The sequence below is a fragment of the Pseudomonas sp. BN515 genome (genome assembly GCF_029873155.1).
Lineage (GTDB): Bacteria > Pseudomonadota > Gammaproteobacteria > Pseudomonadales > Pseudomonadaceae > Metapseudomonas.
On record NZ_SSOH01000071.1, the window covers coordinates 69,817 to 93,485 of the forward strand.

Annotated in this window: 18 protein-coding genes; 13 read left to right on the top strand and 5 right to left on the bottom strand. The window is 62.9% G+C overall.

Features of this window, described 5'->3' with window-relative positions; all coding sequences use genetic code 11:
* Nucleotides 1-457: 457 nt before the first annotated feature.
* From fadB to E8E91_RS17425, 6 genes are all read left to right on the top strand, one after another.
* Entirely contained in the window at nt 458-2,605 is a 2,148-nt protein-coding gene (fadB, locus tag E8E91_RS17400; RefSeq protein WP_280366185.1) for a fatty acid oxidation complex subunit alpha FadB, read from the top strand.
* Between the two features lie 19 nt (nt 2,606-2,624).
* The gene (gene fadA, locus E8E91_RS17405; protein ID WP_280377263.1) at nt 2,625-3,800 is read left to right on the top strand and encodes an acetyl-CoA C-acyltransferase FadA; all 1,176 of its coding nucleotides are present in this window, start codon (nt 2,625-2,627) and stop codon (nt 3,798-3,800) included.
* A 173-nt stretch (nt 3,801-3,973) separates the two neighbouring features.
* Complete coding sequence (locus E8E91_RS17410; protein WP_280366181.1) at nt 3,974-4,210, top strand: DUF1653 domain-containing protein; 237 nt, start codon at nt 3,974-3,976, stop codon at nt 4,208-4,210.
* Nucleotides 4,211-4,326: 116 nt separating this feature from the next.
* Nucleotides 4,327-6,933, top strand: coding sequence for a type I DNA topoisomerase (gene topA, locus E8E91_RS17415; RefSeq protein WP_280377265.1), 2,607 nt, complete (start codon nt 4,327-4,329; stop codon nt 6,931-6,933).
* A gap of 66 nt (nt 6,934-6,999) precedes the next feature.
* Nucleotides 7,000-7,518 (top strand): DUF6586 family protein, encoded by a 519-nt coding sequence (locus E8E91_RS17420; RefSeq protein WP_280377268.1) that lies wholly within the window; start codon nt 7,000-7,002, stop codon nt 7,516-7,518.
* A 70-nt stretch (nt 7,519-7,588) separates the two neighbouring features.
* Nucleotides 7,589-7,822 (top strand): hypothetical protein, encoded by a 234-nt coding sequence (locus tag E8E91_RS17425; RefSeq protein WP_151133013.1) that lies wholly within the window; start codon nt 7,589-7,591, stop codon nt 7,820-7,822.
* A gap of 80 nt (nt 7,823-7,902) precedes the next feature.
* Here the strand turns inward: E8E91_RS17425 and sulA are convergent, their stop codons facing one another.
* Both sulA and lexA read right to left on the bottom strand, forming a co-directional pair.
* Complete coding sequence (gene sulA, locus E8E91_RS17430) at nt 7,903-8,376, bottom strand: SOS-induced cell division inhibitor SulA (RefSeq protein ID WP_280377271.1); 474 nt, start codon at nt 8,374-8,376, stop codon at nt 7,903-7,905.
* Between the two features lie 10 nt (nt 8,377-8,386).
* Entirely contained in the window at nt 8,387-8,998 is a 612-nt protein-coding gene (gene lexA, locus E8E91_RS17435; protein ID WP_280366174.1) for a transcriptional repressor LexA, read from the bottom strand.
* A gap of 222 nt (nt 8,999-9,220) precedes the next feature.
* Between lexA and E8E91_RS17440 the strand changes: the two genes are divergently transcribed.
* The 4 genes from E8E91_RS17440 to E8E91_RS17455 are packed head-to-tail and all read left to right on the top strand — an operon-like array spanning nt 9,221 to nt 12,252.
* Nucleotides 9,221-9,928, top strand: a complete 708-nt coding sequence (locus E8E91_RS17440) for a TetR/AcrR family transcriptional regulator (protein WP_280377274.1) — start codon at nt 9,221-9,223, stop codon at nt 9,926-9,928.
* A gap of 44 nt (nt 9,929-9,972) precedes the next feature.
* Nucleotides 9,973-10,497 (top strand): L,D-transpeptidase, encoded by a 525-nt coding sequence (locus E8E91_RS17445; RefSeq protein WP_280377276.1) that lies wholly within the window; start codon nt 9,973-9,975, stop codon nt 10,495-10,497.
* 9 nt (nt 10,498-10,506) lie between these two features.
* Nucleotides 10,507-11,505 carry a beta-N-acetylhexosaminidase gene (nagZ, locus tag E8E91_RS17450; RefSeq protein ID WP_280377278.1) on the top strand — a complete coding sequence of 333 codons (999 nt, stop codon included), beginning with the start codon at nt 10,507-10,509 and terminating at the stop codon, nt 11,503-11,505.
* Between the two features lie 9 nt (nt 11,506-11,514).
* Entirely contained in the window at nt 11,515-12,252 is a 738-nt protein-coding gene (locus E8E91_RS17455; RefSeq protein ID WP_280366167.1) for an S-methyl-5'-thioinosine phosphorylase, read from the top strand.
* A gap of 76 nt (nt 12,253-12,328) precedes the next feature.
* Here E8E91_RS17455 and E8E91_RS17460 read toward each other — a convergent pair whose 3' ends face one another.
* From E8E91_RS17460 to mfd, 3 genes are read right to left on the bottom strand one after another with little or no spacing between them, the layout of a single operon-like run.
* On the bottom strand, nt 12,329-14,959 hold the full coding sequence (locus tag E8E91_RS17460; protein ID WP_280377281.1) for a DEAD/DEAH box helicase: 2,631 nt from the start codon (nt 14,957-14,959) through the stop codon (nt 12,329-12,331).
* Nucleotides 14,960-14,965: 6 nt separating this feature from the next.
* Nucleotides 14,966-15,487 carry a CsiV family protein gene (locus tag E8E91_RS17465; protein WP_280377284.1) on the bottom strand — a complete coding sequence of 174 codons (522 nt, stop codon included), beginning with the start codon at nt 15,485-15,487 and terminating at the stop codon, nt 14,966-14,968.
* Between the two features lie 34 nt (nt 15,488-15,521).
* Entirely contained in the window at nt 15,522-18,962 is a 3,441-nt protein-coding gene (gene mfd, locus E8E91_RS17470) for a transcription-repair coupling factor (RefSeq protein ID WP_280377286.1), read from the bottom strand.
* Nucleotides 18,963-19,098: 136 nt separating this feature from the next.
* Here mfd and E8E91_RS17475 point away from each other — a divergent pair, with 136 nt between their 5' ends.
* From E8E91_RS17475 to E8E91_RS17485, 3 genes are all read left to right on the top strand, one after another.
* Nucleotides 19,099-20,565: a glyceraldehyde-3-phosphate dehydrogenase gene (locus tag E8E91_RS17475; protein WP_280366263.1), complete on the top strand. Its 1,467-nt coding sequence runs from the start codon at nt 19,099-19,101 to the stop codon at nt 20,563-20,565.
* Nucleotides 20,566-20,658: 93 nt separating this feature from the next.
* On the top strand, nt 20,659-22,056 hold the full coding sequence (locus tag E8E91_RS17480) for an amino acid permease (RefSeq protein ID WP_190828432.1): 1,398 nt from the start codon (nt 20,659-20,661) through the stop codon (nt 22,054-22,056).
* Nucleotides 22,057-22,331: 275 nt separating this feature from the next.
* The gene (locus E8E91_RS17485) at nt 22,332-23,669 is read left to right on the top strand and encodes a Na(+)-translocating NADH-quinone reductase subunit A (RefSeq protein ID WP_280377289.1); all 1,338 of its coding nucleotides are present in this window, start codon (nt 22,332-22,334) and stop codon (nt 23,667-23,669) included.

The following is a 23,669-nucleotide window of genomic DNA, read 5'->3' on the forward strand; positions in this document are numbered from 1 at the left end:
CCATTGGCCTTGATTGTTGTTGTTCTGGCGCTCGAATCCTGGCGGTTCGAGTGGCACGAATGTACTCGTCGAAAAGGCAATTTGCCAGCTGCCCTCCGAGGGCATTTGCGCCAATCAGTGGCGATCGTGATAGGTCGCGATCATTCGCCTGAATTTTCATGTTCTCTCCCGCCGGATGGACCGCGAGGCCAGGCGCAGAGCCGTTCGAACGTGGCCGGCCGGTCACGCTGCGAGATTGACAAGCGCAGACTTTTCCCTGAATCTCCGCTTACCCAAATCAAACGGGCGTATGAATCAAGCGTTTGTCTTGTATGACGTTTCTAGCCATACAGCCCGAATATCGCATCGGCGGGTGTGCCCAACCGATCGGGACTATGCTCCGGCAGCGCCGGGAGGCGAGTCCGCTGGTTGGCTCCGATGCGTACAGTCCAGTTTCCCAAACCGTGGAGATCAGTTGATGATTTACGAAGGTAAAGCCATCACGGTTAAGGCTCTTGAGGGCGGTATCGTCGAACTGAAGTTCGACCTCAAGGGTGAGTCCGTCAACAAGTTCAATCGTCTCACCCTGAACGAACTGCGCGATGCAGTTGCAGCCATCAAGGCCGATGCTTCGGTCAAGGGCGTGATCGTCAGCAGTGGCAAGGACGTCTTCATCGTCGGCGCCGATATCACCGAATTCGTCGACAACTTCCAGCTGCCCGACGAAGAACTGGTTGCCGGCAACCTCGAAGCCAACAAGATCTTCAGCGCCTTCGAAGACCTCGAAGTCCCCACCGTTGTCGCCATCAACGGCATCGCCCTGGGTGGCGGCCTGGAAATGTGCCTGGCAGCCGACTACCGCGTGATGAGCACCGTCGCCAAGATCGGTCTGCCGGAAGTCAAGCTGGGTATCTACCCGGGCTTCGGCGGCACCGTGCGCCTGCCGCGCATCATTGGTACCGATAACGCCATCGAGTGGATCGCCTCCGGCAAAGAAAACCGTGCCGAAGACGCCCTGAAAGTCGGCGCCGTCGACGCCGTAGTCACTCCCGAGCTGCTGCCGGCCGCTGCCCTGGACCTGATCAAGCGCGCTATCTCCGGCGAGCTGGACTTCAAGGCCAAGCGTCAACCCAAGCTGGAAAAGCTGAAGCTCAACGCCATCGAGCAGATGATGGCCTTCGAGACCGCCAAGGGCTTCGTCGCTGGCCAGGCCGGTCCGAACTACCCGGCCCCGGTAGAAGCCATCAAGACCATCCAGAAAGCCGCCAACTTCGGCCGCGATAAAGCTCTGGAAGTGGAAGCTGCCGGTTTCGTGAAGCTGGCCAAGACTTCGGTTGCCACCAGCCTGATCGGCCTGTTCCTGAACGATCAGGAACTGAAGAAAAAGGGCAAGCAGTACGACGAAGCTGCCAAGGACGTAAAACTGGCTGCTGTACTCGGCGCTGGCATCATGGGTGGCGGCATCGCCTACCAGTCCGCTTCCAAAGGCACTCCGATCCTTATGAAGGATATCCGCGAAGAGGGTATCCAGATGGGTCTGCAGGAAGCTTCCAAGCTGCTCGGCAAGCGCGTCGAGAAGGGCCGCATGAAGCCCGAGAAGATGGCTGAAGCCCTGAACGCCATCCGCCCGACCATGTCCTACGGCGATTTCGGCAATGTCGACATCGTTGTGGAAGCCGTGGTTGAGAACCCGAAGGTCAAGCACGCCGTGCTGGCTGAAGTGGAAGGCCACGTTCGCGAAGACGCCATCATCGCTTCCAACACCTCCACCATCTCCATCAGCTACCTGGCCCAGGCCCTGAAGCGTCCGGAGAACTTCGTCGGCATGCACTTCTTCAACCCCGTGCACATGATGCCGCTGGTTGAAGTGATCCGTGGCGAGAAGTCCAGCGAAGTGGCAGTCGCCACCACCGTTGCCTACGCCAAGAAAATGGGCAAGAACCCGATCGTGGTCAACGACTGCCCCGGCTTCCTGGTCAACCGCGTGCTGTTCCCGTACTTCGGCGGCTTCGCCAAGCTGCTGGAACTGGGCGTCGACTTCGTTCGCATCGACAAGATCATGGAGAAGTTCGGCTGGCCCATGGGCCCGGCGTACCTGTCCGACGTAGTCGGCATCGACACCGGCCACCACGGCCGCGATGTAATGGCCGAAGGCTTCCCGGATCGTATGGCTGTGGAAGGCAAGACCGCCGTCGACGTGATGTACGACGCCAACCGCCTGGGCCAGAAGAATGGCAAGGGCTTCTACGCCTACGAAATGGACAAGCGCGGCAAGCCGAAGAAGGTTTCCGACCCGGTCGCCTACGAAGTGCTGAAGCCGATCGTCAAGGAGCAGCGTGAGCTGACCGACGAAGACATCATCAACTTCATGATGATTCCGCTGTGCCTGGAAACCGTGCGCTGCCTGGAAGACGGCATCGTATCGACCGCTGCCGAGGCCGACATGGGCCTGATCTACGGCATCGGCTTCCCGCCCTTCCGCGGTGGTGCGCTGCGTTACATCGACAGCATTGGCGTAGCCGAGTTCGTGGCCATCGCCGACAAGTACGCTGACCTGGGCGCGCTGTACCACCCGACCGCCAAGCTTCGCGAAATGGCCAAGAACGGCCAGAAGTTTTTCGGCTAATTGAGCGAGAGTGAAGAATATGAGCCTGAATCCTAGAGATGCAGTCATTGTCGACTTCGGCCGCACCCCGATGGGTCGCTCCAAGGGTGGCATGCACCGCAATACCCGTGCCGAAGACATGTCGGCACACCTGATCAGCAAGCTGCTGGAACGCAACACCAAGGTCGACCCGGCGGAGGTCGAGGACGTGATCTGGGGCTGCGTGAACCAGACCCTGGAGCAGGGCTGGAACATCGCGCGCATGGCGTCGCTGATGACCCAGATCCCTCACGCCAGCGCCGGCCAGACCGTCAGCCGTCTGTGCGGTTCTTCCATGAGCGCCCTGCACACCGCCGTGCAGGCCATCCAGACCGGAAACGGCGACGTGTTCGTGGTCGGTGGCGTGGAGCACATGGGCCACGTTGGCATGATGCACGGCGTAGACCCGAACCCGCACATGTCCCTGTACGCCGCCAAGGCGTCCGGCATGATGGGCCTGACTGCCGAAATGCTCGGCAAGATGCACGGCATCAGCCGTGAAGCCCAGGACCAGTTCGGCCTGCGTTCGCACCAGTTGGCCCACAAGGCTACCGTCGAAGGCAAGTTCAAGGATGAAATCATCCCGATGCAGGGCTACGACGAGAACGGCTTCCTGAAGGTGTTCGACTTCGACGAAACCATTCGTCCGGAGACCACCCTGGAAAGCCTGGCCAACCTGAAGCCGGCGTTCAACCCGAAAGGTGGCACCGTTACCGCGGGTACTTCTTCGCAGATCACTGACGGCGCTTCCTGCATGATCGTGATGAGCGCCCAGCGCGCCCAGGACCTGGGTATCCAGCCGATGGCCGTTGTTCGCGCCATGGCGGTTGCCGGTGTCGACCCGGCGATCATGGGTTACGGCCCGGTTCCGTCCACCCAGAAAGCGCTCAAGCGCGCCGGCCTGACCATGGACGACATCGATTTCGTCGAGCTCAACGAAGCCTTCGCCGCCCAGGCCCTGCCGGTGCTGAAGGACCTCAAGCTCCTCGACAAGATGGAACAGAAGGTCAACCTGCACGGCGGCGCCATCGCCCTGGGTCATCCGTTCGGCTGTTCCGGTGCCCGTATCTCCGGCACCCTGCTGAACGTGATGAAGCAGAACGGCGGTACCTTCGGCGTGTCCACCATGTGCGTGGGCCTCGGCCAAGGCATCACCACCATCTTCGAGCGCGTGTGAGTCCTCTCGGCGCGCAAGAGAGATGAAGAAACCGGGGCCCCGTGCCCCGGTTTTTGCTTTTATGTGGAGATACTTCGCAGGAATTTTCATGCAAGGGCTGGCTTCATGCCGAATCACACGGCACCATGCGCAACCTTTGCGGGATAGCCTGCATTCATCACTGTGAGGCAACCATGCGCCTGCAACCGGGTCTCTATCGTCACTACAAGGGTCAGCAGTACCGTGTCATCGGTATTGCGCGGCATTCCGAGACGGAGGAGGAACTGGTGGTTTACCAGGCCCTCTACGGCGAATACGGCCTTTGGGTACGCCCACTCAGCATGTTCACCGAAACGGTTCAGGTGAACGGCGAGCAGATTGCGCGCTTCGCTCTGGTGAGTGCCGAGCCGGACCCCTTCCCGCAGCCCTGAGGGGCTAGGGGCAGCCAGGGGCGCGCTTGACCGCGCCGCGCTGGCCACTATATATAGCGGTGCCGCGACAGGCGGCTCCCGCCTTTTACATATTTCATTCAGGAACACACCGATCCATGGGCAAATCGCTGGTCATCGTGGAATCCCCGGCCAAGGCCAAGACCATCAACAAGTACCTGGGCAACCAGTACGTGGTGAAGTCGAGCATCGGCCACATCCGTGACCTTCCCACCAGCGGTTCGACCAGTGCCGCCAAGGAACCGGCCAAGCGTGGCAAGACCGCCGGCGAAGCGCCGGTCCTGTCCGCCAAGGAAAAGGCCAAGCGCCAACTGGTTGCGCGCATGGGCGTTGATCCCGAACACGGCTGGAAGGCGAAGTACGAGATCCTTCCTGGCAAGGAAAAGGTGATCGAGGAACTGCGCCGTCTGGCCAAGGATGCCGACACCATCTATCTCGCAACCGACTTGGACCGCGAAGGGGAGGCCATCGCCTGGCACCTGCGGGAATCCATCGGTGGCGATGACAGCCGCTATAAGCGCGTGGTGTTCAACGAAATCACCAAGAAGGCCATCCAGGAAGCCTTCTCCCAACCCGGCGATCTCGATATCAACCGCGTTAACGCCCAGCAGGCGCGTCGCTTCCTCGATCGCGTGGTGGGCTACATGGTCTCGCCGCTGCTCTGGCAGAAGATCGCCCGTGGCTTGTCCGCCGGCCGTGTGCAGTCGGTTGCAGTGAAACTGGTGGTGGAGCGCGAGCGCGAAATCCGCGCCTTCGTACCCGAAGAGTACTGGGAAGTGCACGCCGACCTCGGTACCGCCAAGGGCGCCAAGGTCCGCTTCGAAGTGGCCCGGGAGAACGGCGAGGCTTTCAAGCCGCTGAACGAGGCCCAGGCCATGGCGGCGCTGGAGAAGCTCAAGGCTTCCAGCTACACCGTTGCCAAGCGTGAGGACAAGCCGACTTCCAGTCGCCCGTCCGCGCCCTTCATTACTTCCACCCTGCAGCAGGCCGCGAGCAATCGCCTGGGCTTCGGGGTGAAGAAGACCATGATGATGGCCCAGCGCCTCTATGAGGCCGGCTACATCACCTATATGCGTACCGACTCGACCAACCTCTCGGCCGACGCCATCACCATGGTGCGTGGCTTCATCGAGGGCGAGTTCGGCCAGAAATACCTGCCGTCCAAGCCAAACGTCTATTCCAGCAAGGAAGGCGCCCAGGAGGCGCACGAGGCCATTCGCCCGTCCGACGTCAATCTGCGCCCCACCCAGCTGTCTGGCATGGAGCGTGATGCTGAGCGCCTGTACGACCTGATCTGGCGCCAGTTCGTGGCTTGCCAGATGCCGCCGGCCGAGTATCTGTCCACCAGCGTCAGCGTTAACGCCAGCAAGTTCGAGCTGCGCGCCAAGGGCCGCATTCTCAAGTTCGACGGTTACACCCGCGTCCTGCCGCAGCAGAGCAAGCCGGGCGAGGACGATGTCCTGCCGGAAATGAGCGAGGGCGAACTGCTCGAGCTGCTCAAGCTGGAACCCAGCCAGCACTTCACCAAGCCGCCGGCGCGCTACTCCGAAGCCAGCCTGGTCAAGGAGCTGGAAAAACGAGGCATTGGCCGTCCCTCCACTTACGCGGCGATCATCTCCACCATTCAGGAGCGTGGCTACGTCACGGTGCACAACCGCCGTTTCTACGCGGAGAAGATGGGCGACATCGTTACCGAGCGCCTGAACGAAAGCTTCGCCAACCTGATGGACTACGGCTTCACCGCCGGCATGGAAGAGCATCTGGACAATGTCGCCCAGGGCGAGCGCGACTGGAAGCACCTGCTGGACGAGTTCTACGGCGACTTCAGGAAGAAGCTGGAGCTTGCCGAAGGTACTGACAAGGGCATGCGCGCCAACCAGCCGACGCTGACCGACATTCCCTGCCGCGAGTGCGGTCGTCCGATGATGATCCGTACCGCCTCGACCGGGGTGTTCCTCGGTTGCTCGGGCTACAGTCTGCCGCCGAAGGAGCGCTGCAAGGCCACCATCAACCTCGTGCCGGGTGACGAAATCGCTGCGGACGACGAGGGTGAATCGGAATCCCGCGTGCTGCGTGGCAAGCATCGCTGCCCGATTTGCGCGACTGCGATGGATGCCTATCTGCTGGATGAAACCCGCAAACTGCATATCTGCGGCAACAACCCGGATTGCTCGGGTTACGAGATCGAGCAAGGCCAGTACCGCATCAAGGGCTACGAAGGTCCGAGCCTGGAGTGCGATAAGTGCGGTAGTGAGATGCAGCTCAAGACCGGTCGTTTCGGCAAGTTCTTCGGCTGCACCAACGCCAGCTGCAAGAACACCCGCAAGCTGTTGAAGAGCGGCGAGGCTGCACCGCCGAAGATCGATCCGATCCGCATGCCGGAGCTGAAGTGCGAGAAGGTCGACGACATCTATGTGCTTCGTGATGGCGCTTCCGGCCTGTTCCTGGCCGCCAGCCAGTTCCCGAAGAACCGGGAAACCCGTGCGCCACTGGTGCAGGAACTGATCCCGCACAAGGATGAGCTGGACGCGAAGTATCACTACCTGCTCGACGCGCCGAAGAAGGACCCTGAGGGTCGTCCGGCGGTGATTCGCTTCAGTCGCAAGACCAAGGAGCAGTACGTGCAGACCGAGGTCGAGGGCAAGCCCACTGGCTGGCGCGCCTTCTTCGATGGCGGCAAGTGGAAAGTCGAAGACAAGCGCTGACCGGCTGCAGCGCGCCCGGCACCGGGCGCGCATATACTGCCCGAATCACCTGTGGAGGGTGCCGTCATGGCCCACGAGCTTTATACCCGCACCAACCAGAAGATCTTCTTCGCCGGCCTGTCGCTGGAATCCTGGCGCAAGGCGGAGGAGGGCAGGGCGATGAACGCCCAGGCGCTGGTGCAATCCGAGCGGGAAGCATCGCTCTTCCACCTCTACGGTGCGTTGCTCGGCTTGTGCCATGAGATCGCTGGTTACTACCGTCTTCCGGAAGCCAACGCTCCTCGCGTCGAATTACTGCTGACGCAAGAAGTGCTGGCTGCTGCCCCCAGTCCTGAGCTGGCTGAGCTGGTGGAGCTCGCCCAGCAGCGGGAAACCTGGTTGGCTGAACTCCTTGCTGCCTATTCCGCGCTGTTCCAGCCGCCGCAGGCGCCCAGGCAGGCCAAGGTTGATCCGACCTTGCCGCTGATTACTGCAGTCAGCTTGGAAGAGGAAGAGGCGCCGCTGTCGCGGGAGTGCCTTGAGGCGTGGAGGCAGAATCTGAAATCCCTCGCCTTGCGCTTCCGGGAAACGCTCAGCGAATGCTGATTTGATCGACGGGCTAGGGCGTGCTGGCGGCGCGCTGGTACAATGGCCGCTTTCGTGGAGATATGAACCTATGCCAACGTCCTTTCTGGAAATAGTCGAACTGCCTGACGGGCGCATCATCCTGCGCCGGGCCGAGGACGAGGAAGCATTGGTGACGCTGGATTTCTCCGCTGATGCCAAGGCGTTCCTTCAGGGGCACCATCTGGAAGTCGCCAAGGCCATGCTGAATGTTGGCGTTCAGATGGCTGGTCGTCTGGCCGAAGGTGATATGGACCATCACGAAGGTCCGCGCGTCCTGCATTGATCTCCGGAGCCGGATCTTCCGCTGATTCGGTTACCGTCTGATGTCACAGGGCCCAGGTCTTCCCTGTTCCCGGCGCTCAATCAACCCAACAGGATATTCAGGCTCTGTGCGCCGCCTTGGCGTGCGGCGTGAGCCAGTTGCTGCTTGGCCTTCTGCCCCAGGCGCAGCCAGCTGACGACGGTGTGGCTGCGGCCCAGCCGAAGGGCTTCGCAAGTCAGTTCGAGAGCACTTTGCTCGCCGCGTGGCTGCAGGATCAGGATGCGTTCCCGGTTGAGTCCGGATTCGCGCAGCCAGTCGCGGGTCAGGCCCGAGGGGGCGCCGATCAGCGTCAGCCAGCGGGCGTCCTGTTCCTCGCTTAATTCCCGCAATACCGAGGCCAGGAGGTTCCGGCAGTGCCCGGTGGCGCCGCGCAGGGATAGTTCGCTGAACGCTTCCGGCTCTTCCGGGCGCGGATCTTCGACCACTTCGGTCAGCATCGGTACCACGGGATTGGCCAGGATGGCGTCGTGAAACAGGGGAAGCTGGGACCGACCAAGCGACTGCGGGAACTGCATAACGCCTCCTTTAGCGGCGGATCACGCCGACACTCAAACCTTCAATCACCAGATCCTGTTCATCCAGGTTCACTTCGATGGGGGCGAACTCGGGGTTCTCGGCGATCAGCCAGACCTTTTCGCCTTCACGCTTGAAGCGCTTGACGGTGACTTCTTCGCCCAGGCGAGCAACGACCACCTGTCCGTTGCGGGCTTCGCGGGTGCTGTGTACGGCCAACAGATCGCCGTCATAGATACCGATATCTTTCATCGACATGCCGCGGACACGTAGCAGGTAGTCGGCGCGGGGATGGAAGAAGTCGGGGTTGATGCGGCAGGATTCTTCGATGTTCTGCTGGGCCAGAATCGGCGCGCCAGCAGCAACCCGGCCGATCACTGGAAGGCCATCGACTTCATTGTTGCCGGGTTCGAATCCGGGGATGCGAATGCCGCGAGAGGCGCCTGGCGTCATCTCGATTGCGCCCTTGCGGGCCAGGGCCTTGAGGTGCTCTTCGGCGGCATTGGGGGACTTGAAGCCAAGCTCCTGGGCAATTTCCGCGCGGGTCGGGGGGAAGCCGTTGTCTTCAAGGCAGCGCTTGATGAATGCGAGAATCTCGGCTTGGCGGGGCGTCAGTTTCAGCATGGTGGCGCTCTGTCTTTTTATACAGTGACTGGAATTATATACAGTGCTCCGGCCTTGGCAACGCTTCTTTTGCAAGGTTGGAAAGGCGAGGGGCTGACCAGTGGTCGGGAAAGTCATCTGGCCAGGGGAATGACCGTTGCGTCAGATAATGGTGAGCACGGCTTGACAAGCTGGCTGGCTGAAACGTATGTTTCAAACAAGTGTTTGTCAGGCGGAGGAGCCATGGCCCAGTCGGAAACCGTAGAACGCATTCTGGATGCTGCGGAACAGCTGTTCGCGGAGAAAGGCTTCGCCGAGACTTCGTTGCGCCTGATCACCAGCAAGGCCGGGGTCAACCTGGCGGCTGTGAACTATCACTTTGGCTCGAAGAAGGCGCTGATCCAGGCAGTCTTCTCGCGCTTTCTCGGTCCGTTCTGCCAGAGCCTAGAACGAGAGCTGGACCGCCGCCAATCCAAGGCGGAGAGCAAGGCCAGCCTCGAAGAACTGCTGGAAATGCTCGTCGAGCAGGCCCTGGCAGTAAAGCCCCGCAGTGGCAACGACCTATCAATCTTCATGCGCCTGCTCGGACTTGCATTCAGTCAGAGCCAGGGCCACCTGCGCAAGTACCTCGAAGAGGTTTACGGCAAGGTGTTCCGCCGCTACATGCTGCTGGTGAACGAATCCGCGCCCAGGGTGCCGCCGCTTGAGCTCTTCTGGCGCGTGCATTTCATGCTCGGCGCCGCGGCGTTCAGCATGTCGGGGATCAAGGCGCTGCGCGCGATGGCGGAAACCGACTTTGGCGTGAACACCTCCATCGAGCAGGTGATGCGACTGATGGTGCCGTTCCTGGCCGCCGGCATGCGTGCCGAAACCGGAGTCACCGACGACGCGTTGGCCAGTGCGGTGCTCAAGCCGCGCAACAAGGCGCCGGCAGCGTCCGCCAAGGCTTAATTCCACTTGGGCGCAGGCTGGCTGATCGGCTAAGCTTGCGGCCCATGCAAAACCTCGATCTCCTGCATATCTCCATCGCTGACCAGCAGCTCTATGGCTTCGCCAAGGGGCAGTTGGTGCTGCGCATGCCTGTCTCCACCGCCCTGAATGGCGCGGGCGAAACCAATGGTTCCAACTGCACACCCCGGGGATTGCACCAGATCCGCGCGCGCATTGGCGACGGCTTGCCCCTTGGTGCTGTCCTGCGTGGGCGGCGCTGGACCGGTGAGGTCTGGAATGCCGAGCTGCATCAGCGCTTTCCCGGAAGGGACTGGATTCTCACCCGCATCCTCTGGCTGAGCGGGTGCGAGCCTGGCCGCAATCGCCTCGGACGGGTGGATAGCTTCCGCCGCTATATCTATCTACACGGCACGCCGGACACTGAACCCATGGGTGTACCGCTATCCCATGGTTGCATTCGTCTGCGCAACGCGGACGTGCTGGAACTCTTCGATCGCGTGCCCGTCCACTGTGCGGTACGCATAGACGAAGCGCCTTGCCCGGACTGGGCGGCGGCACAACTCTTTTAAGGATTTTCCATGCAAGGTTCCCTGATGCTGGATATCGGTGGCACCTGGCTGACCGCCGAGGATCGGCAGATCCTCCGTCAGCCGGAAGTCGCCGGTCTGATCATCTTTGCCCGCAACATCGAAAGCCCGCGCCAGGTGCGTGAGCTCTGTGCTTCCATCCGCGCTGTTCGCCCCGATCTAATCCTCGCGGTCGACCAGGAAGGCGGCCGCGTGCAGCGCCTGCGCCAAGGCTTCCTGCGCCTGCCCGCCATGCGTGCCCTTGCCGACAACGACAACGCCGAGCAGTTGGCGGAGCAGTGTGGCTGGTTGATGGCGACCGAAGTGCTCGCCGTTGGCCTGGACATCAGCTTCGCCCCGGTTCTGGACCTCGACCACCAGCGCAGTGCAGTAGTCGGCAGCCGCGCGTTCGAAGGCGACCCGGAGCGCGCCGCGCGCCTGGCGGGTGCCTTCATCCGTGGCCTGCGTCAGGCTGGCATGGCCGCTACCGGCAAACACTTCCCCGGCCACGGCTGGGCGGAGGCCGACTCCCATGTGGCCATCCCTACCGACGAGCGCAGCCTGGAGCAGATTCGCCAGAGCGACCTGGTTCCCTTTGCCCGTCTGGCTTCCGAGCTGGACGGCATGATGCCGGCGCACGTGATTTATCCGCAGGTGGATAATCAGCCCGCCGGCTTCTCCCGGCGCTGGCTGCAGGAAATCCTGCGCGGCGAGCTGAAATTCTCCGGCGTCATCTTCAGTGATGATCTCTCCATGGCGGGCGCCCATGTGGTGGGCGATGCCGCCGAGCGTATCGAAGCGGCGCTGACCGCCGGTTGCGACATGGGGCTGGTATGCAACGACCGTGCTTCGGCCGAGCTGGCCCTGGCACGTCTGCAGCGTCTCGGCGCCAAGCCGCCGGCCAGCCTGGCGCGGATGCGCCGTCGCGCCTTCCCAGGCACCGAATACCGCCAGGATCCCCGCTGGCTGCAGGCCGTTGCGGCTCTGCGCGATGCTCAGTTGATCGATTGAGGAACCGACATGACCGTCTACGCCATTATTGGTGGAACAGGCCTGACCCAGCTCGAAGGCCTGAGCATGAAAGCCCTGCTCAACCCTGAAACGCCCTACGGCGCGCCGTCGGCAGGCATTGTCCATGGCTCATACGCCGGGCATGACGTGCTGTTCCTGGCCCGTCACGGTCATCCGCACCGGATTCCGCCTCATCAGGTGAACTATCGCGCCAACCTCTGGGCCCTCAGACATGCTGGTGCCCAGGCGGTAATTGCGGTGAACGCGGTGGGCGGCATCCATCCGGCCATGGGGAGCGGCCACCTGGTTGTGCCGCATCAGGTGATCGACTACACCCACGGGCGTATCGGTACCTTCTTCGAGGGCGACCTGGATCACGTCACCCATATCGATTTCAGCCATCCCTATGACGAAGAACTGCGTGCCCGACTGCTGGCGGCCCTGAACGCCTGCGACTTCCCGCACAGTGATTTTGGCGTCTATGGCTGCACCCAAGGCCCGCGCCTGGAAACCGTGGCTGAGATCGCCCGCCTGGAGCGCGACGGCTGCGACATCGTCGGCATGACCGGCATGCCGGAGGCGGCCCTGGCGCGTGAGTTGAACCTGCCTTATGCCTGCCTGTCGCTGGTGGTCAATCCTGCCGCCGGCAAATCCGACGGCATCATCACCATGGCCGAGATCGAGGCCGCCTTGGCCGAGGGCATCGGCAAGGTGCGTAGCGTCCTGGCTCACGTGCTGAAAGGCTGAGGCCTTTCAGCCGTTGGCGTGCTGAATCACAAGTGAGTCAGCACGCCTCAAAGGCGGCCTGTTCCACCTTGGCGCTTCAGGTGAAACGGGGCAGGGGGGCGAAGAGGGCATCGATGTCTTCTTCGGCCAATCGCCAGCCCTCCTTCTCGCGACCGTTCAGAATGCCTCGTGCTAGCGCCGCCTTCTGCGCCTGCAACTGCTGGATCTTCTCTTCCACCGTTCCCCGCGAAATCAGCCGATAGACGAAAACCGGCTTGTCCTGGCCGATGCGATAGGCGCGGTCGGTTGCCTGGCGTTCCACTGCCGGGTTCCACCAGGGGTCGTAGTGGATCACCGTGTCGGCGGCGGTGAGGTTGAGGCCGGTGCCGCCTGCCTTGAGGCTGATCAGGAACAGCGGAACCTCGCCATTCTGGAAGCGCTGCACCGGCGTGCGCCGGTCGCGGGTATCGCCGGTGATCTGCACATAGTCGATGCTGCGCTTGCGCAGCTCGTCCTCGATCAGGGCGAGCATGCTGGTGAACTGGGAGAACAGCAGCACCTTGCGTCCCTCGGCGATCAGTTCCTCCAGCATTTCCATCAGGCTGTCCAGCTTGCCTGAGCTGCTGCCGCGCGTGCGGGTGTCGCTCTCTTCGATCAGGCGGGTGTCGCAGCACACCTGGCGCAGCTTCAGCAGGGCTTCAAGGATCACGATCTGGCTGCGTGCGAGGCCCTTGCGGTCGATCTCGTCGCGCACCTTGTGATCCATCGCCAGCCGTACGGTTTCATACAGGTCGCGCTGGCGGTCGCTGAGTTCGACCCATTGGGTAATTTCGCTCTTGGCCGGTAGCTCGGTGGCCACCGCTTCCTTGCTGCGACGCAGCAGAAAGGGCTTGAGGCGCGCATTGAGATGGGCGAGGCGGGTGGCGTCGCCGTGTTTTTCGATGGGATTGCGGTAATTGCGCAGGAAGCTCTGGCTGTCCCCGAGCCAGCCCGGCATCAGGAAATGGAAGAGCGACCAGAGTTCGCCCAGATGATTCTCCAGCGGCGTACCGGTGAGGCAGAGCCGTTGGCGGGCTTCCAGCTGGCGCGCCGCCTGGGCCGCCTTGCTGGTGGGGTTCTTGATGAATTGCGCTTCGTCGAGGATCAACAGGTGCAGCGGCAGTTCGGCGAAATGCTCCAGATCCCGGGGGAGTAGCGCGTAGGTGGTGAGCAGCAGGTCGTGCTCTGCCATCTGCTCGAACGCCTTCTTGCGGCCGGGGCCGTGCAGGGCAAGCACGCGCAGGTCCGGTGCGAAGCGCTCCGCCTCGTCGAGCCAGTTCGGAATGAGGCTGGTGGGCATGACCACCAGGGCCGGCCGATCGAGGCGGCCGCTCTCCTTTTCCAGCAGCAGATGGGCAAGTGTTTGCAGGGTCTTGCCCAGGCCCATGTCGTCACCCAGGATGCCGCCGGCGTTGACGTCCCTCAGGGTTTGCAGCCAGGCAAGGCCCTCCAACTGGTAATGACGGAGTTCGGCATTCAGGCCCTTGGGTGGAGTGATAGTGACCGTGCCGCTGTCGCGCAGCTTGCGCGCCAGCTCGCGTAGCTCGTCGCCGCCCTGCCAGTGCAGGTCGAGGCCTTCCAGCTGACTCAGTCGCGCGGCATCGGGTCGGGACAGGCGCAGGCTCTGGGTCGGATCCTGGTCGCGCTGGTAGAGCTCGCCCAAGGTGGTCAGCACCGGCTTGAGGCGGGAAAACGGCAGCATCACCTGTAGCGGGCGGCCATCGACGGCACGCGTGGCATCCAGCTGCAGTCGCAACTGGTCGTCGTCCTTGCGTCGTTGCAGGTTCTGCGGGTCGAGCAATTCGGGGTTGCGCTGGATCAGGCGCAGGAGAACCGGCAGCAGGCTGATGCGACGGCCCTCGACGACGATACCCAGTTCCAGGTCGAACCACTCGCGGCCCGGCGCCTCGTCGACTTCGGCGTACCAGCCTTCCACCTGGGTAAGGTCGAACTGGAAACCTGGGCGAATATCGATTTTCCAGCCCTGTTCGCGCAGTGCCGGCAGTTGTTCGCGCATGAAGTGCAGCCACTGCTCGTCGCTGGGCAGCTCGAACATTTCCGCACTGTTGGCAGGAAGCGCCAGGCTTTGCCGCAGGGCCTCCTTGAATCCGAGTTGGCGCAGGACATCACGCCAGGCCTGTTCGGCTCGGGGATGGCGGGCGATGGATAGACGTTCGCCGTTGCTGCGGTGATGCAGCCGCTCCGGTTTCGTCGTCTTGCCATGAATCTGTGCGCTGCCGTATTCGAAGATCAGGCCGGCGCGATGCTGCTGGCTGCCCACCATGCGCCCACTGCGCAGGTCGTACTGGCTCTGGGCGTGACTGCCGAGGATCAGGTGCGGCAGCGGCTGCAGGTCGTCTACCAGGCGCTCGGTCGGGGGCGGTGGCGGCTGCCAGCCGTCGGCGGGCTGCGCCAGTAAGACCATGATGGCGGCGACGCAGTGTTTGCAGTTGTAGTTCACCGGGCAGCTGCAATTGCCGACCACGCCCAGGCCTTTGGGGGCGAGTCGGATTCGCTGCGTGTAGAAGTGGCCTTCGGAGCCTTCGCAACTGGTCTCGATGGCCTTGTCGCTCAGGCTGAGCAGCCGGATGCGGTCTTCCGTGGCGTATTTGAGGCCACGGGAAATGGCGCCTGGATCGAAGTCCAGGCGCCAGTCCAGTTGCCTCAGTTGGTCGAGCAGGGCACTCATGGTGCCTTAGAGCGGGCTGACGCGGATCAGGATGCCCAGGTTGCCGTGGTCGAGAAAGGTCAGTTCTCCGTTCTTCAGCCGGGTGCCCTGACGCAGGCGCTCGCTGCTGCTGATCAGGCCGCTGCCGTCGAACTGGTTGATCCAGAAGTCGGCCTGGGCATCGACGCTGCGATCGAGAGTGAGTGCCAGGGTGCCTTCCACCGGGTAATGGCCGAGCTGCTGTTCGCCGGAGGTCACCGAGACCATGTTCGGAGTGGCGGACAGGTTCTGCGACCAGGCCTTGTGCAGCAGCACTTCGTAACCGGCGTTGGGATTGAGCTTCGCCGCTTCGCCGTCCAGCGCGGTTCCGCGCTCGTTGCCTTCGATGGACTGGCTGCCCGCGGCCCAGTCGTCCGGCGCCGGCTGGCTGGCGGGAATCGGATCGCCGGACTGGCGGAAGATGATCATTTCCACCGAATAGAGGCCGTCGGCGAAAGCTGCGGGGGTCAGCAGGGCGAGCAGCAGGGCGAAGTTACGAATGGCACGCATGGGTTGTTCCTTATAGGGGCAATCATTCCGCAGACTACTGCGGGGTCAGGCGTTCGAACAGGGCTTCGAGGGTGTTGAAGCGTTCTTCCGGGCGCTCCATGGGCACCTGGAACTTGAACAGGGTGGCGCCTTCGAACTTGTAGCGCTTGGGCTGGCCCTGGATCAGCTTGATCAATACCAGCGGGTCGACGCAGGTGTCGGCGGCGAACTCGATGCGGCCACCTTGCGGGCCGGCATCGACCTTCTTGATGCCGAGCTTCTCCGCCTGCAGCTTGAGGAGTGTCAGACGCACCAGGTGCTTGCTGGGTTCGGGCAGCAGGCCGAAGCGGTCGATCATCTCCACCTGCAGTTCCTTCAGGCCGTCTTCGTCCGCAGCCGAGGCGATGCGCTTGTACAGGATCAGGCGTGCGTGGACGTCGGGCAGGTAATCCTCGGGGATCAGCGCCGGAACCCGCAGGTTGATTTCCGGCCCGCCACCCAGGGGTTGTTCCAGGTTGGGCTGTTCGCCCTTGCGGATGGCCTTCACCGCGCGTTCGAGCATTTCCATGTAGAGGGTGAAGCCGACGGCCTGGATCTGGCCGCTCTGGCCGTCGCCGAGGAGTTCGCCGGCGCCACGGATTTCCAGGTCATGGGTGGCCAGCACGAAACCGGCGCCCAGGTCCTGGGCGTTGGCGATGGCTTCCAGGCGCTTCTCGGCGTCCGGGGTCATCTGCTTGCGTGGCGGCGTCAGCAGGTAGGCGTATGCCTGGTGGTGGCTGCGGCCGACGCGACCGCGCAGCTGGTGAAGCTGGGCCAGGCCGAACTTGTCGGCACGCTCGATGACGATGGTGTTGGCACTGGGCACGTCGATGCCGGTTTCGATGATGGTCGAGGCCACCAGCACGTTGAAGCGCTTGTGGTAGAAGTCGCTCATCACCTGTTCGAGTTCGCGTTCGCGCATCTGGCCGTGGCCGACGGCGATGCGCGCCTCGGGCACCAGTTCGGCCAGCTCGGCGGCGCATTTCTCGATGGTCGCTACCTCGTTGTGCAGGTAGTAGACCTGGCCACCGCGCAGCAGCTCGCGGAGCAGCGCTTCCTTGATCGCGGTTTTCTGCCTTTCCATCACAAAGGTGCGTACCGACAGCCGGCGCGCCGGCGGCGTGGCAATGATGGACAGGTCGCGCATGCCGGCCACGGCCATGTTCAGCGTTCGCGGAATGGGCGTGGCGGTGAGGGTGAGGATATCCACCTCGCTGCGCAGGGACTTCAGCTGTTCCTTCTGGCGCACGCCGAAGCGATGTTCTTCGTCGATGATGGCAAGGCCCAGGTTCTTGAAGCGCACGTCATCCTGCAGCAGCTTGTGGGTGCCGATGATGATGTCGATCTTGCCTTCGGACAGCTGCTGCGCCGCGCCTTCCACTTCCTTGGCCGACTTGAAGCGGCTCATCACTTCCACTGTTACCGGCCAGTCGGCGAAGCGATCGCGGAAGCTGTTGTAGTGCTGCTGGGCGAGGAGGGTGGTGGGCACCAGTACGGCGACCTGCTTGCCGCTGTGCACCGCGACGAAGGCGGCGCGCATGGCGACTTCGGTCTTGCCGAAGCCGACGTCGCCACACACCAGGCGATCCATGGGTTTGGGCGCGAGCATGTCGGCCAGCACGGCTTCGATGGCGGCCTGCTGGTCCGGGGTTTCCTCAAAGGGGAAGCCGGCGGAGAAGGTGGCGTAGTCGGCCTTCGGATCCTTGAAGGCATAACCTTCGCGGGCGGCGCGGCGGGCGTAGATGTCCAGCAGTTCGGCGGCGACGTCACGGACCTGTTCGGCGGCCTTGCGCTTGGCCTTCTGCCAGGCTTCCGAGCCCAGGCGATGCAAGGGCGCCAGGGCGTCGTCGCTGCCGGTATAGCGGGCGATCAGGTGCAGGCTGGCCACCGGCACGTAGAGCTTGGCTTCCTCGGCGTACTGCAGGGCGAGGAATTCGGCGGCCTGGCCGTCGATTTCCAGGGTGATCAGGCCCAGGTAGCGGCCAACACCGTGGTCGATGTGCACCACGGGCGCGCCTTCGCGCAGCTCGGCAAGGTTCTTGATCACGTTGTCGCCGGCGTCGCTGCGGCGTTCGCGGCGGCGACGCTGCATCACCCGTTGGCCGAACAGCGGGCTTTCGGCGATCAGCGCCAGGCCCGGGTCGTCCAGCAACAGCCCCTCATCCAGCGGCGCGATGGTGATGGCCAGGCGCTCGGAGCTGGCGACGAAGTCCGGCCAACCGTCCACCTCCTGCGGACGCAGCTTGAGGCGGGCGAGCATTTCCAGCAGCACTTCGCGGCGGCCGGCGGATTCGGCGCTGAACAGCACGCGACCGGGAAACTCCTCGATGAAGCGACGCAGCGCTGCCATCGGCTCGGTGGCCTTGGCCTGGATGGCAAGATCCGGCAGGGCGCGGGCGGAGAAGCGTTCGCGGCCGACGCCCGGCTCGACGTCTTCCTGGCTCAGAACCAGGCGGGGCGAGCCTTTCAGGCGGGCGAAGCAGTCTTCCACCGGGAGGAACAGTTCGGCGGGCGGCACCAGCGGGCGTTCCGGGTCGACGCGGCGTTCCTCGTAGCGGCTGCGGACGTCAGTCCAGAACTGCTCGGCGGCTTGCTCGATGCCAGGCAGGGAGAACACCTGGGTGTCCGCTGGCAGGTAGTCGAACAGGGTCGCCGACTCTTCGAAGAACAGCGGCAGGTAGTACTCGATACCCGCCGGCGTGATGCCGCTGGCCAGATCCTGGTAAATGGGGCAGCGACGGAAGTCGACGTCGAAGCGCTCGCGGAAGCGACCACGGAAATCGGTGACGGCCTTCTTGTCCAGCGGGAACTCGCGGGCCGGCAGCAGGCGGATGGACTCCACCTTGTCCACCGAGCGCTGGGTTTCCGGGTCGAAGGTGCGCAGGGTTTCGATCTCGTCATCGAACAGGTCGATGCGATAGGGCAGGTCGCTGCCCATGGGGAACAGGTCGATCAGGGCGCCGCGGACGGCGAACTCGCCGTGTTCGTACACCGTGTCCACGCAACGGTAGCCGGCAGCCTCGAAGCGCAGTCGCATCTGCTCCACATCGAGCTTCTGGCCGACGTCCAGCACCAGGCTGGAACCCAGCAGGAAGCGTGTGGGCGCCAGTCGGTGCAGGGCGGTGGTGATGGGCACCACCAGTACGCCGCGCTTGACCTCGGGCAGCCGGTAAAGGGTGTCGACGCGCTGGGAAATGATGTCCTGGTGCGGCGAGAACAGGTCGTAGGGCAGGGTTTCCCAGTCGGGGAAGTGCAGGACGTCCAGGTCCGGGGCGAAGAAACCCAGTTCCTGCTCCAGGCGCTCGGCAGTCTGACTGTCGGCGGTCAGCAGCAGGGTGAACCGCTTGCCGGCGCTGGCGGCTTCGGCAATAGCCAGGCTCAGGGCGGCACCGGGCAGATTGCCCCAATGTTGCTTGCCGGCGGCGGAGGGAAGAGGCGGAAGGCGCAGTACGGACACGGGCAAGGTGGCTCCGGTCGGAAAAAGATCGGCGGATTGTAACTATCCCGACTAGCGGATGTCAGTGTTGGGCCCGCTGCTGATTGCCGGCGCCTGCGTGCGCCGTCATAATGTAGCCCCTTTTTTCATCCCCTACATGTGGAAGGTACTGCCCGTGACTCAGAAGCCCGACCAGTGTCTCGGTGAATGGATCGATCGTGAAGCCCTCGCGGAAGCCATGATTCCGATGATTGGCCAGCTGTATCGCAACAACAATGTTGTGACTTCGATCTATGGCCGTGGCCTGATCAACCGCTCCGTGATCGCCATCCTCAAGGCCCACCGCTTTGCTCGTCACCGCCTCGCGGATGAAGCCGAGCTGTCGGTTCACGAAACCTTCCCGATCCTCAAGGCCATGAGCGAGCTCAAGCTGGGCGCCGCTTCCGTGGACCTGGGCAAGATGGTTGCCAAGTTCAAGGCCGAAGGTAATGGCCGCAGCATCGAGCAGTTCACCAAGGACGAGCTGGCCGACGTGGTTGGCAAGCAGAACGGCGCTGCCCGCGAAGGCACCGACGTCGTCCTGTACGGCTTTGGCCGCATCGGCCGCCTGCTGGCGCGCATCCTGATCGAGAAGACCGGTGGTGGCGACGGCCTGCGCCTGCGCGCCATCGTCGTCCGCAAGGGCGCCGAGAACGACCTGGTCAAGCGTGCCAGCCTGCTGCGCCGTGACTCCGTACACGGTCCGTTCGACGGCACCATCGTCATCGACGAAGAAAACAACACCCTGACCGCCAACGGCAACCTGATCCAGGTGATCTACTCCAACGATCCCGCCTCGATCGACTACACCGCCTACGGCATCAAGAACGCCCTGCTGGTCGACAACACCGGCAAATGGCGTGACGCCGACGGCCTGGCCCAGCACCTGAAGTGCCCGGGTATCGACCGCGTCGTGCTGACCGCTCCGGGCAAGGGTGCTCTGAAGAACATCGTTCACGGCATCAACCACGGCGACATCACTGCCGACGACAAGATCGTCTCCGCCGCTTCCTGCACCACCAACGCCATCGTGCCGGTGCTGAAGGCAGTCAACGATCAGTTCGGCATCGTCAACGGCCACGTCGAAACCGTTCACTCGTACACCAACGACCAGAACCTGATCGACAACTTCCACAAGGGCAGCCGTCGCGGCCGCAGCGCTCCGCTGAACATGGTGATCACCGAGACCGGTGCCGCCACCGCCGCCGCCAAGGCCCTGCCGGTGCTGAAGGGCAAGCTGACCGGCAACGCCATCCGCGTTCCGACGCCGAACGTCTCCATGGCGATCCTGAACCTGAACCTGGAGAAGGCCACCAGCCGCGACGAGATCAACGAATACCTGCGCCAGGCGGCCATGCATTCGGATCTGCACAAGCAGATCGATTACGTCTCCTCCCAGGAAGTGGTGTCCTCCGACTTCGTCGGTTCCCGCCACGCCGGTGTGGTCGATGCTGAAGCCACCATCTGCAACGACAACCGCGTTGTCCTGTACGTCTGGTACGACAACGAGTTCGGTTACAGCTGCCAGGTAGTGCGCGTGATGGAAGACATGGCAGGCGTGAATCCGCCGTCCTTCCCTCAGTAAGTTGTGATCTGTGAAAAACGGGAGCTCTCGGGCTCCCGTTTTTCATTTTTACGTCTGTAATCGGATAACAAGAATCGCTTGGGGATTACCCAGATGGAAGGACATCACCTTCACCAGGGGCCGCTCAAAAGGGGCCTGAAAAACCGCCACATCCAGCTAATCGCGCTGGGCGGCGCCATCGGTACCGGCCTGTTCCTGGGCTCGGCCGGGGTGCTCAAGTCGGCGGGACCGTCGATGATTCTCGGCTACGCCATTGCCGGCTTCTTCGCATTCCTGATCATGCGTCAGCTCGGCGAGATGATCGTCGAAGAACCCGTGGCCGGCTCCTTCAGCCACTTCGCCCACAAGTACTGGGGCGGCTATGCGGGCTTCCTCTCCGGCTGGAACTACTGGGTGCTGTACGTCCTGGTGGGCATGGCCGAGCTGACAGCCGTGGGCAAGTACATCCAGTTCTGGTGGCCGGAGGTTCCCACCTGGGTGTCGGCGGCGGTGTTTTTCGTGCTGATCAACCTGATCAACCTGGCCAACGTGAAGGTCTTCGGTGAGGCGGAATTCTGGTTCGCCCTGATCAAGGTGGTGGCCATCATCGGCATGATCATCCTGGGTATCTACCTGCTGGTCAGCGGCACTGGCGGTGAGCAGGCGGCGGTGAGCAACCTCTGGAGCCACGGCGGTTTCTTCCCCAACGGCCTTGAAGGCCTGGTGATGGTGTTGGCCATCATCATGTTCTCCTTCGGTGGCCTGGAATTGATCGGCATTACCGCTGCTGAAGCCAGCGAGCCGAAGAAGGTGATTCCCAAGGCCGTCAACCAGGTCATCTACCGCATCCTGATTTTCTACATTGGCGCCCTCAGCGTGCTGCTGATGCTCTATCCCTGGGACAGGCTGCTGGAGACCCTGAACGCTGCGGGCGATCCCTACAGCGGCAGCCCCTTCGTGCAGATTTTCTCGCTGATCGGCAGCGATGCTGCAGCCCATATCCTGAACTTCGTGGTATTGACCGCAGCCCTGTCGGTCTACAACAGCGGTGTCTATGCCAACAGTCGCATGCTCTACGGTCTGGCCGAGCAGGGCGATGCGCCCAAGGCGCTGATGAAGGTGGATGACCGCGGCGTACCGGTACTTGCCATTGGTCTCTCCGCACTGATCACCTTCCTCTGTGTGGTCGTGAACTACCTTGCACCGCAGAAGGCCCTGGAACTGCTGATGGCGCTGGTGGTAGCGGCCCTGGTGATCAACTGGGCGATGATCAGTCTGTCCCACCTGAAGTTCCGCAAGAGCATGGTTGCCCAAGGTATCGAGCCCTCCTTCAAGGCGCTCTGGTACCCGCTTGGCAACTACCTGTGCCTGGCGTTCGTGGCGCTGATCCTCGGCGTGATGCTGATGATTCCGGGCATCAATGTGTCGGTCTATGCCATTCCCTTCTGGCTGGCCCTGATCGGCGTCTGCTACTACTTCAAGCGTTCCGCGGCACGCGCGACCGCCCACTGAAGCCCATTGCGGACAAGTAAACGGGAGCCTCTGGCTCCCGTTTTTGATTGGGGCGTGGTGATGACCCTTCGTTCAGAAGCGGACGCCTTGTTGCCTGATATTTCCTAAGTCCCTGAAAAGAAAGCCTTTGGTTGGCGCTGCTGGTGCGCGCTCTCTATAATCCGCCCCTTAATCGTTCGGAATTCAGCACATTCGTGCCAGGTCTTGCCTGGCGCGATGCTGGTCTTTTGGCCAGTGGGCTGGGCCGGGAAGCACTTCTGTTTCAGGCGAAACCTATGATCAGAATCAAGCGAGGACTGGACCTGCCGGTGGCAGGTGAGCCGGTCCAGCGAATCGAGGCAGGGCGCCCGGTTCGCAGCGTCGCCGTCATCGGCTTCGATTATCACGGCATGAAGCCGACCATGGACGTCCAGGTGGGGGATCGGGTCAAACTCGGCCAGCCACTGTTCTCCGACAAGAAAACCCCCGGAGTGCTCTTCACCGCGCCGGGGGCTGGGGTGATCAGCGCCATCCATCGCGGCGAGCAGCGCGTGCTGCAGTCGGTGGTGATCGACCTCGACGGCGAGGACGAAGTCCTCTTCGAGCACTACGCCGTCGGGCAGCTCGATCAGCTCGTCCCCGAGCACGTGCGTGACAACCTGATCCGCTCCGGCCTCTGGACTGCGCTGCGCACGCGACCGTTCAGCCGCGTCCCGGCCATCGACGCCACACCGAGTTCCATCTTCGTCACGGCCATGGACACCCACCCGCTGGCCGCCGATCCCGCCCTGGTGATTGCCGAGCATTCCGCCGACTTCGAGCATGGCCTCAAGGTGCTCGCCCGCCTGGCCCGCGTATTCCTCTGCAAGGCCGAAGGGACCGTGTTGCCGGGCGAAGGCCTGGCCCAGGTTCGCAGCGAATCCTTCGCCGGGCCGCATCCGGCAGGCCTGCCCGGCACCCACATTCATTTCCTCGATCCGGTAAGCGCCAGCAAGAGCGTCTGGCACATCGGCTATCAGGATGTGATCGCCATCGGCAAGCTGTTCACCACTGGCCGCCTCTGGGTGGAGCGCGTGGTGTCCCTGGCGGGGCCCGTGGTGGAGAAGCCGCGCCTGGTGCGCACTCGCCTCGGTGCCAGCCTGGAAGAGCTGACCGCTGGCGAACTACAACCCGGTGCCAACCGCGTGGTGTCCGGCTCGCTGCTGGGCGGTCGCACCTCCCGCGGCGCTTGCGCCTACCTCGGCCGTTATCACCTGCAGGTGTCCTGCCTGCGCGAAGGTAATGACCGCGAGCTGCTGCACTACCTGCGCGCCGGGATGAACAAGCACTCGGTACTGAACATCTTCGTTTCCAAATTGCTGGGCGGCCGCAAGTTCGCCTTCAGCACCACCACCAACGGCAGCCCGCGCGCCATGGTGCCGGTTGGCAACTACGAGTCGGTGATGCCCCTGGACATCCTGCCCACGCAGTTGCTCCGCTACCTGATCGTCGGCGATACCGAAATGGCCCAGAAGCTCGGCTGCCTGGAGCTGGACGAAGAAGACCTGGCCCTGTGCAGTTACGTCTGTGCCGGCAAGTACGAGTACGGCCCGATCCTGCGGGACAACCTCAGCCGTATCGAGAAGGAGGGCTGA

Excerpts from the sequence above, each read along its gene's own strand:
- E8E91_RS17420 (WP_280377268.1), top strand. The coding sequence starts at position 7,000 with ATGGCCCACGAGCTTTATACCCGCACCAACCAGAAGATCTTCTTCGCC.
- E8E91_RS17465 (WP_280377284.1), bottom strand. The coding sequence starts at position 15,487 with ATGCGTGCCATTCGTAACTTCGCCCTGCTGCTCGCCCTGCTGACCCCC.
- E8E91_RS17410 (WP_280366181.1), top strand. The coding sequence starts at position 3,974 with ATGCGCCTGCAACCGGGTCTCTATCGTCACTACAAGGGTCAGCAGTAC.
- E8E91_RS17460 (WP_280377281.1), bottom strand. The coding sequence starts at position 14,959 with ATGAGTGCCCTGCTCGACCAACTGAGGCAACTGGACTGGCGCCTGGAC.
- E8E91_RS17485 (WP_280377289.1), top strand. The coding sequence starts at position 22,332 with ATGATCAGAATCAAGCGAGGACTGGACCTGCCGGTGGCAGGTGAGCCG.
- E8E91_RS17480 (WP_190828432.1), top strand. The coding sequence starts at position 20,659 with ATGGAAGGACATCACCTTCACCAGGGGCCGCTCAAAAGGGGCCTGAAA.
- E8E91_RS17440 (WP_280377274.1), top strand. The coding sequence starts at position 9,221 with ATGGCCCAGTCGGAAACCGTAGAACGCATTCTGGATGCTGCGGAACAG.
- nagZ (WP_280377278.1), top strand. The coding sequence starts at position 10,507 with ATGCAAGGTTCCCTGATGCTGGATATCGGTGGCACCTGGCTGACCGCC.
- fadB (WP_280366185.1), top strand. The coding sequence starts at position 458 with ATGATTTACGAAGGTAAAGCCATCACGGTTAAGGCTCTTGAGGGCGGT.
- lexA (WP_280366174.1), bottom strand. The coding sequence starts at position 8,998 with ATGCTGAAACTGACGCCCCGCCAAGCCGAGATTCTCGCATTCATCAAG.
- fadA (WP_280377263.1), top strand. The coding sequence starts at position 2,625 with ATGAGCCTGAATCCTAGAGATGCAGTCATTGTCGACTTCGGCCGCACC.
- E8E91_RS17425 (WP_151133013.1), top strand. The coding sequence starts at position 7,589 with ATGCCAACGTCCTTTCTGGAAATAGTCGAACTGCCTGACGGGCGCATC.
- E8E91_RS17455 (WP_280366167.1), top strand. The coding sequence starts at position 11,515 with ATGACCGTCTACGCCATTATTGGTGGAACAGGCCTGACCCAGCTCGAA.
- E8E91_RS17475 (WP_280366263.1), top strand. The coding sequence starts at position 19,099 with ATGTGGAAGGTACTGCCCGTGACTCAGAAGCCCGACCAGTGTCTCGGT.
- topA (WP_280377265.1), top strand. The coding sequence starts at position 4,327 with ATGGGCAAATCGCTGGTCATCGTGGAATCCCCGGCCAAGGCCAAGACC.
- E8E91_RS17445 (WP_280377276.1), top strand. The coding sequence starts at position 9,973 with ATGCAAAACCTCGATCTCCTGCATATCTCCATCGCTGACCAGCAGCTC.
- sulA (WP_280377271.1), bottom strand. The coding sequence starts at position 8,376 with ATGCAGTTCCCGCAGTCGCTTGGTCGGTCCCAGCTTCCCCTGTTTCAC.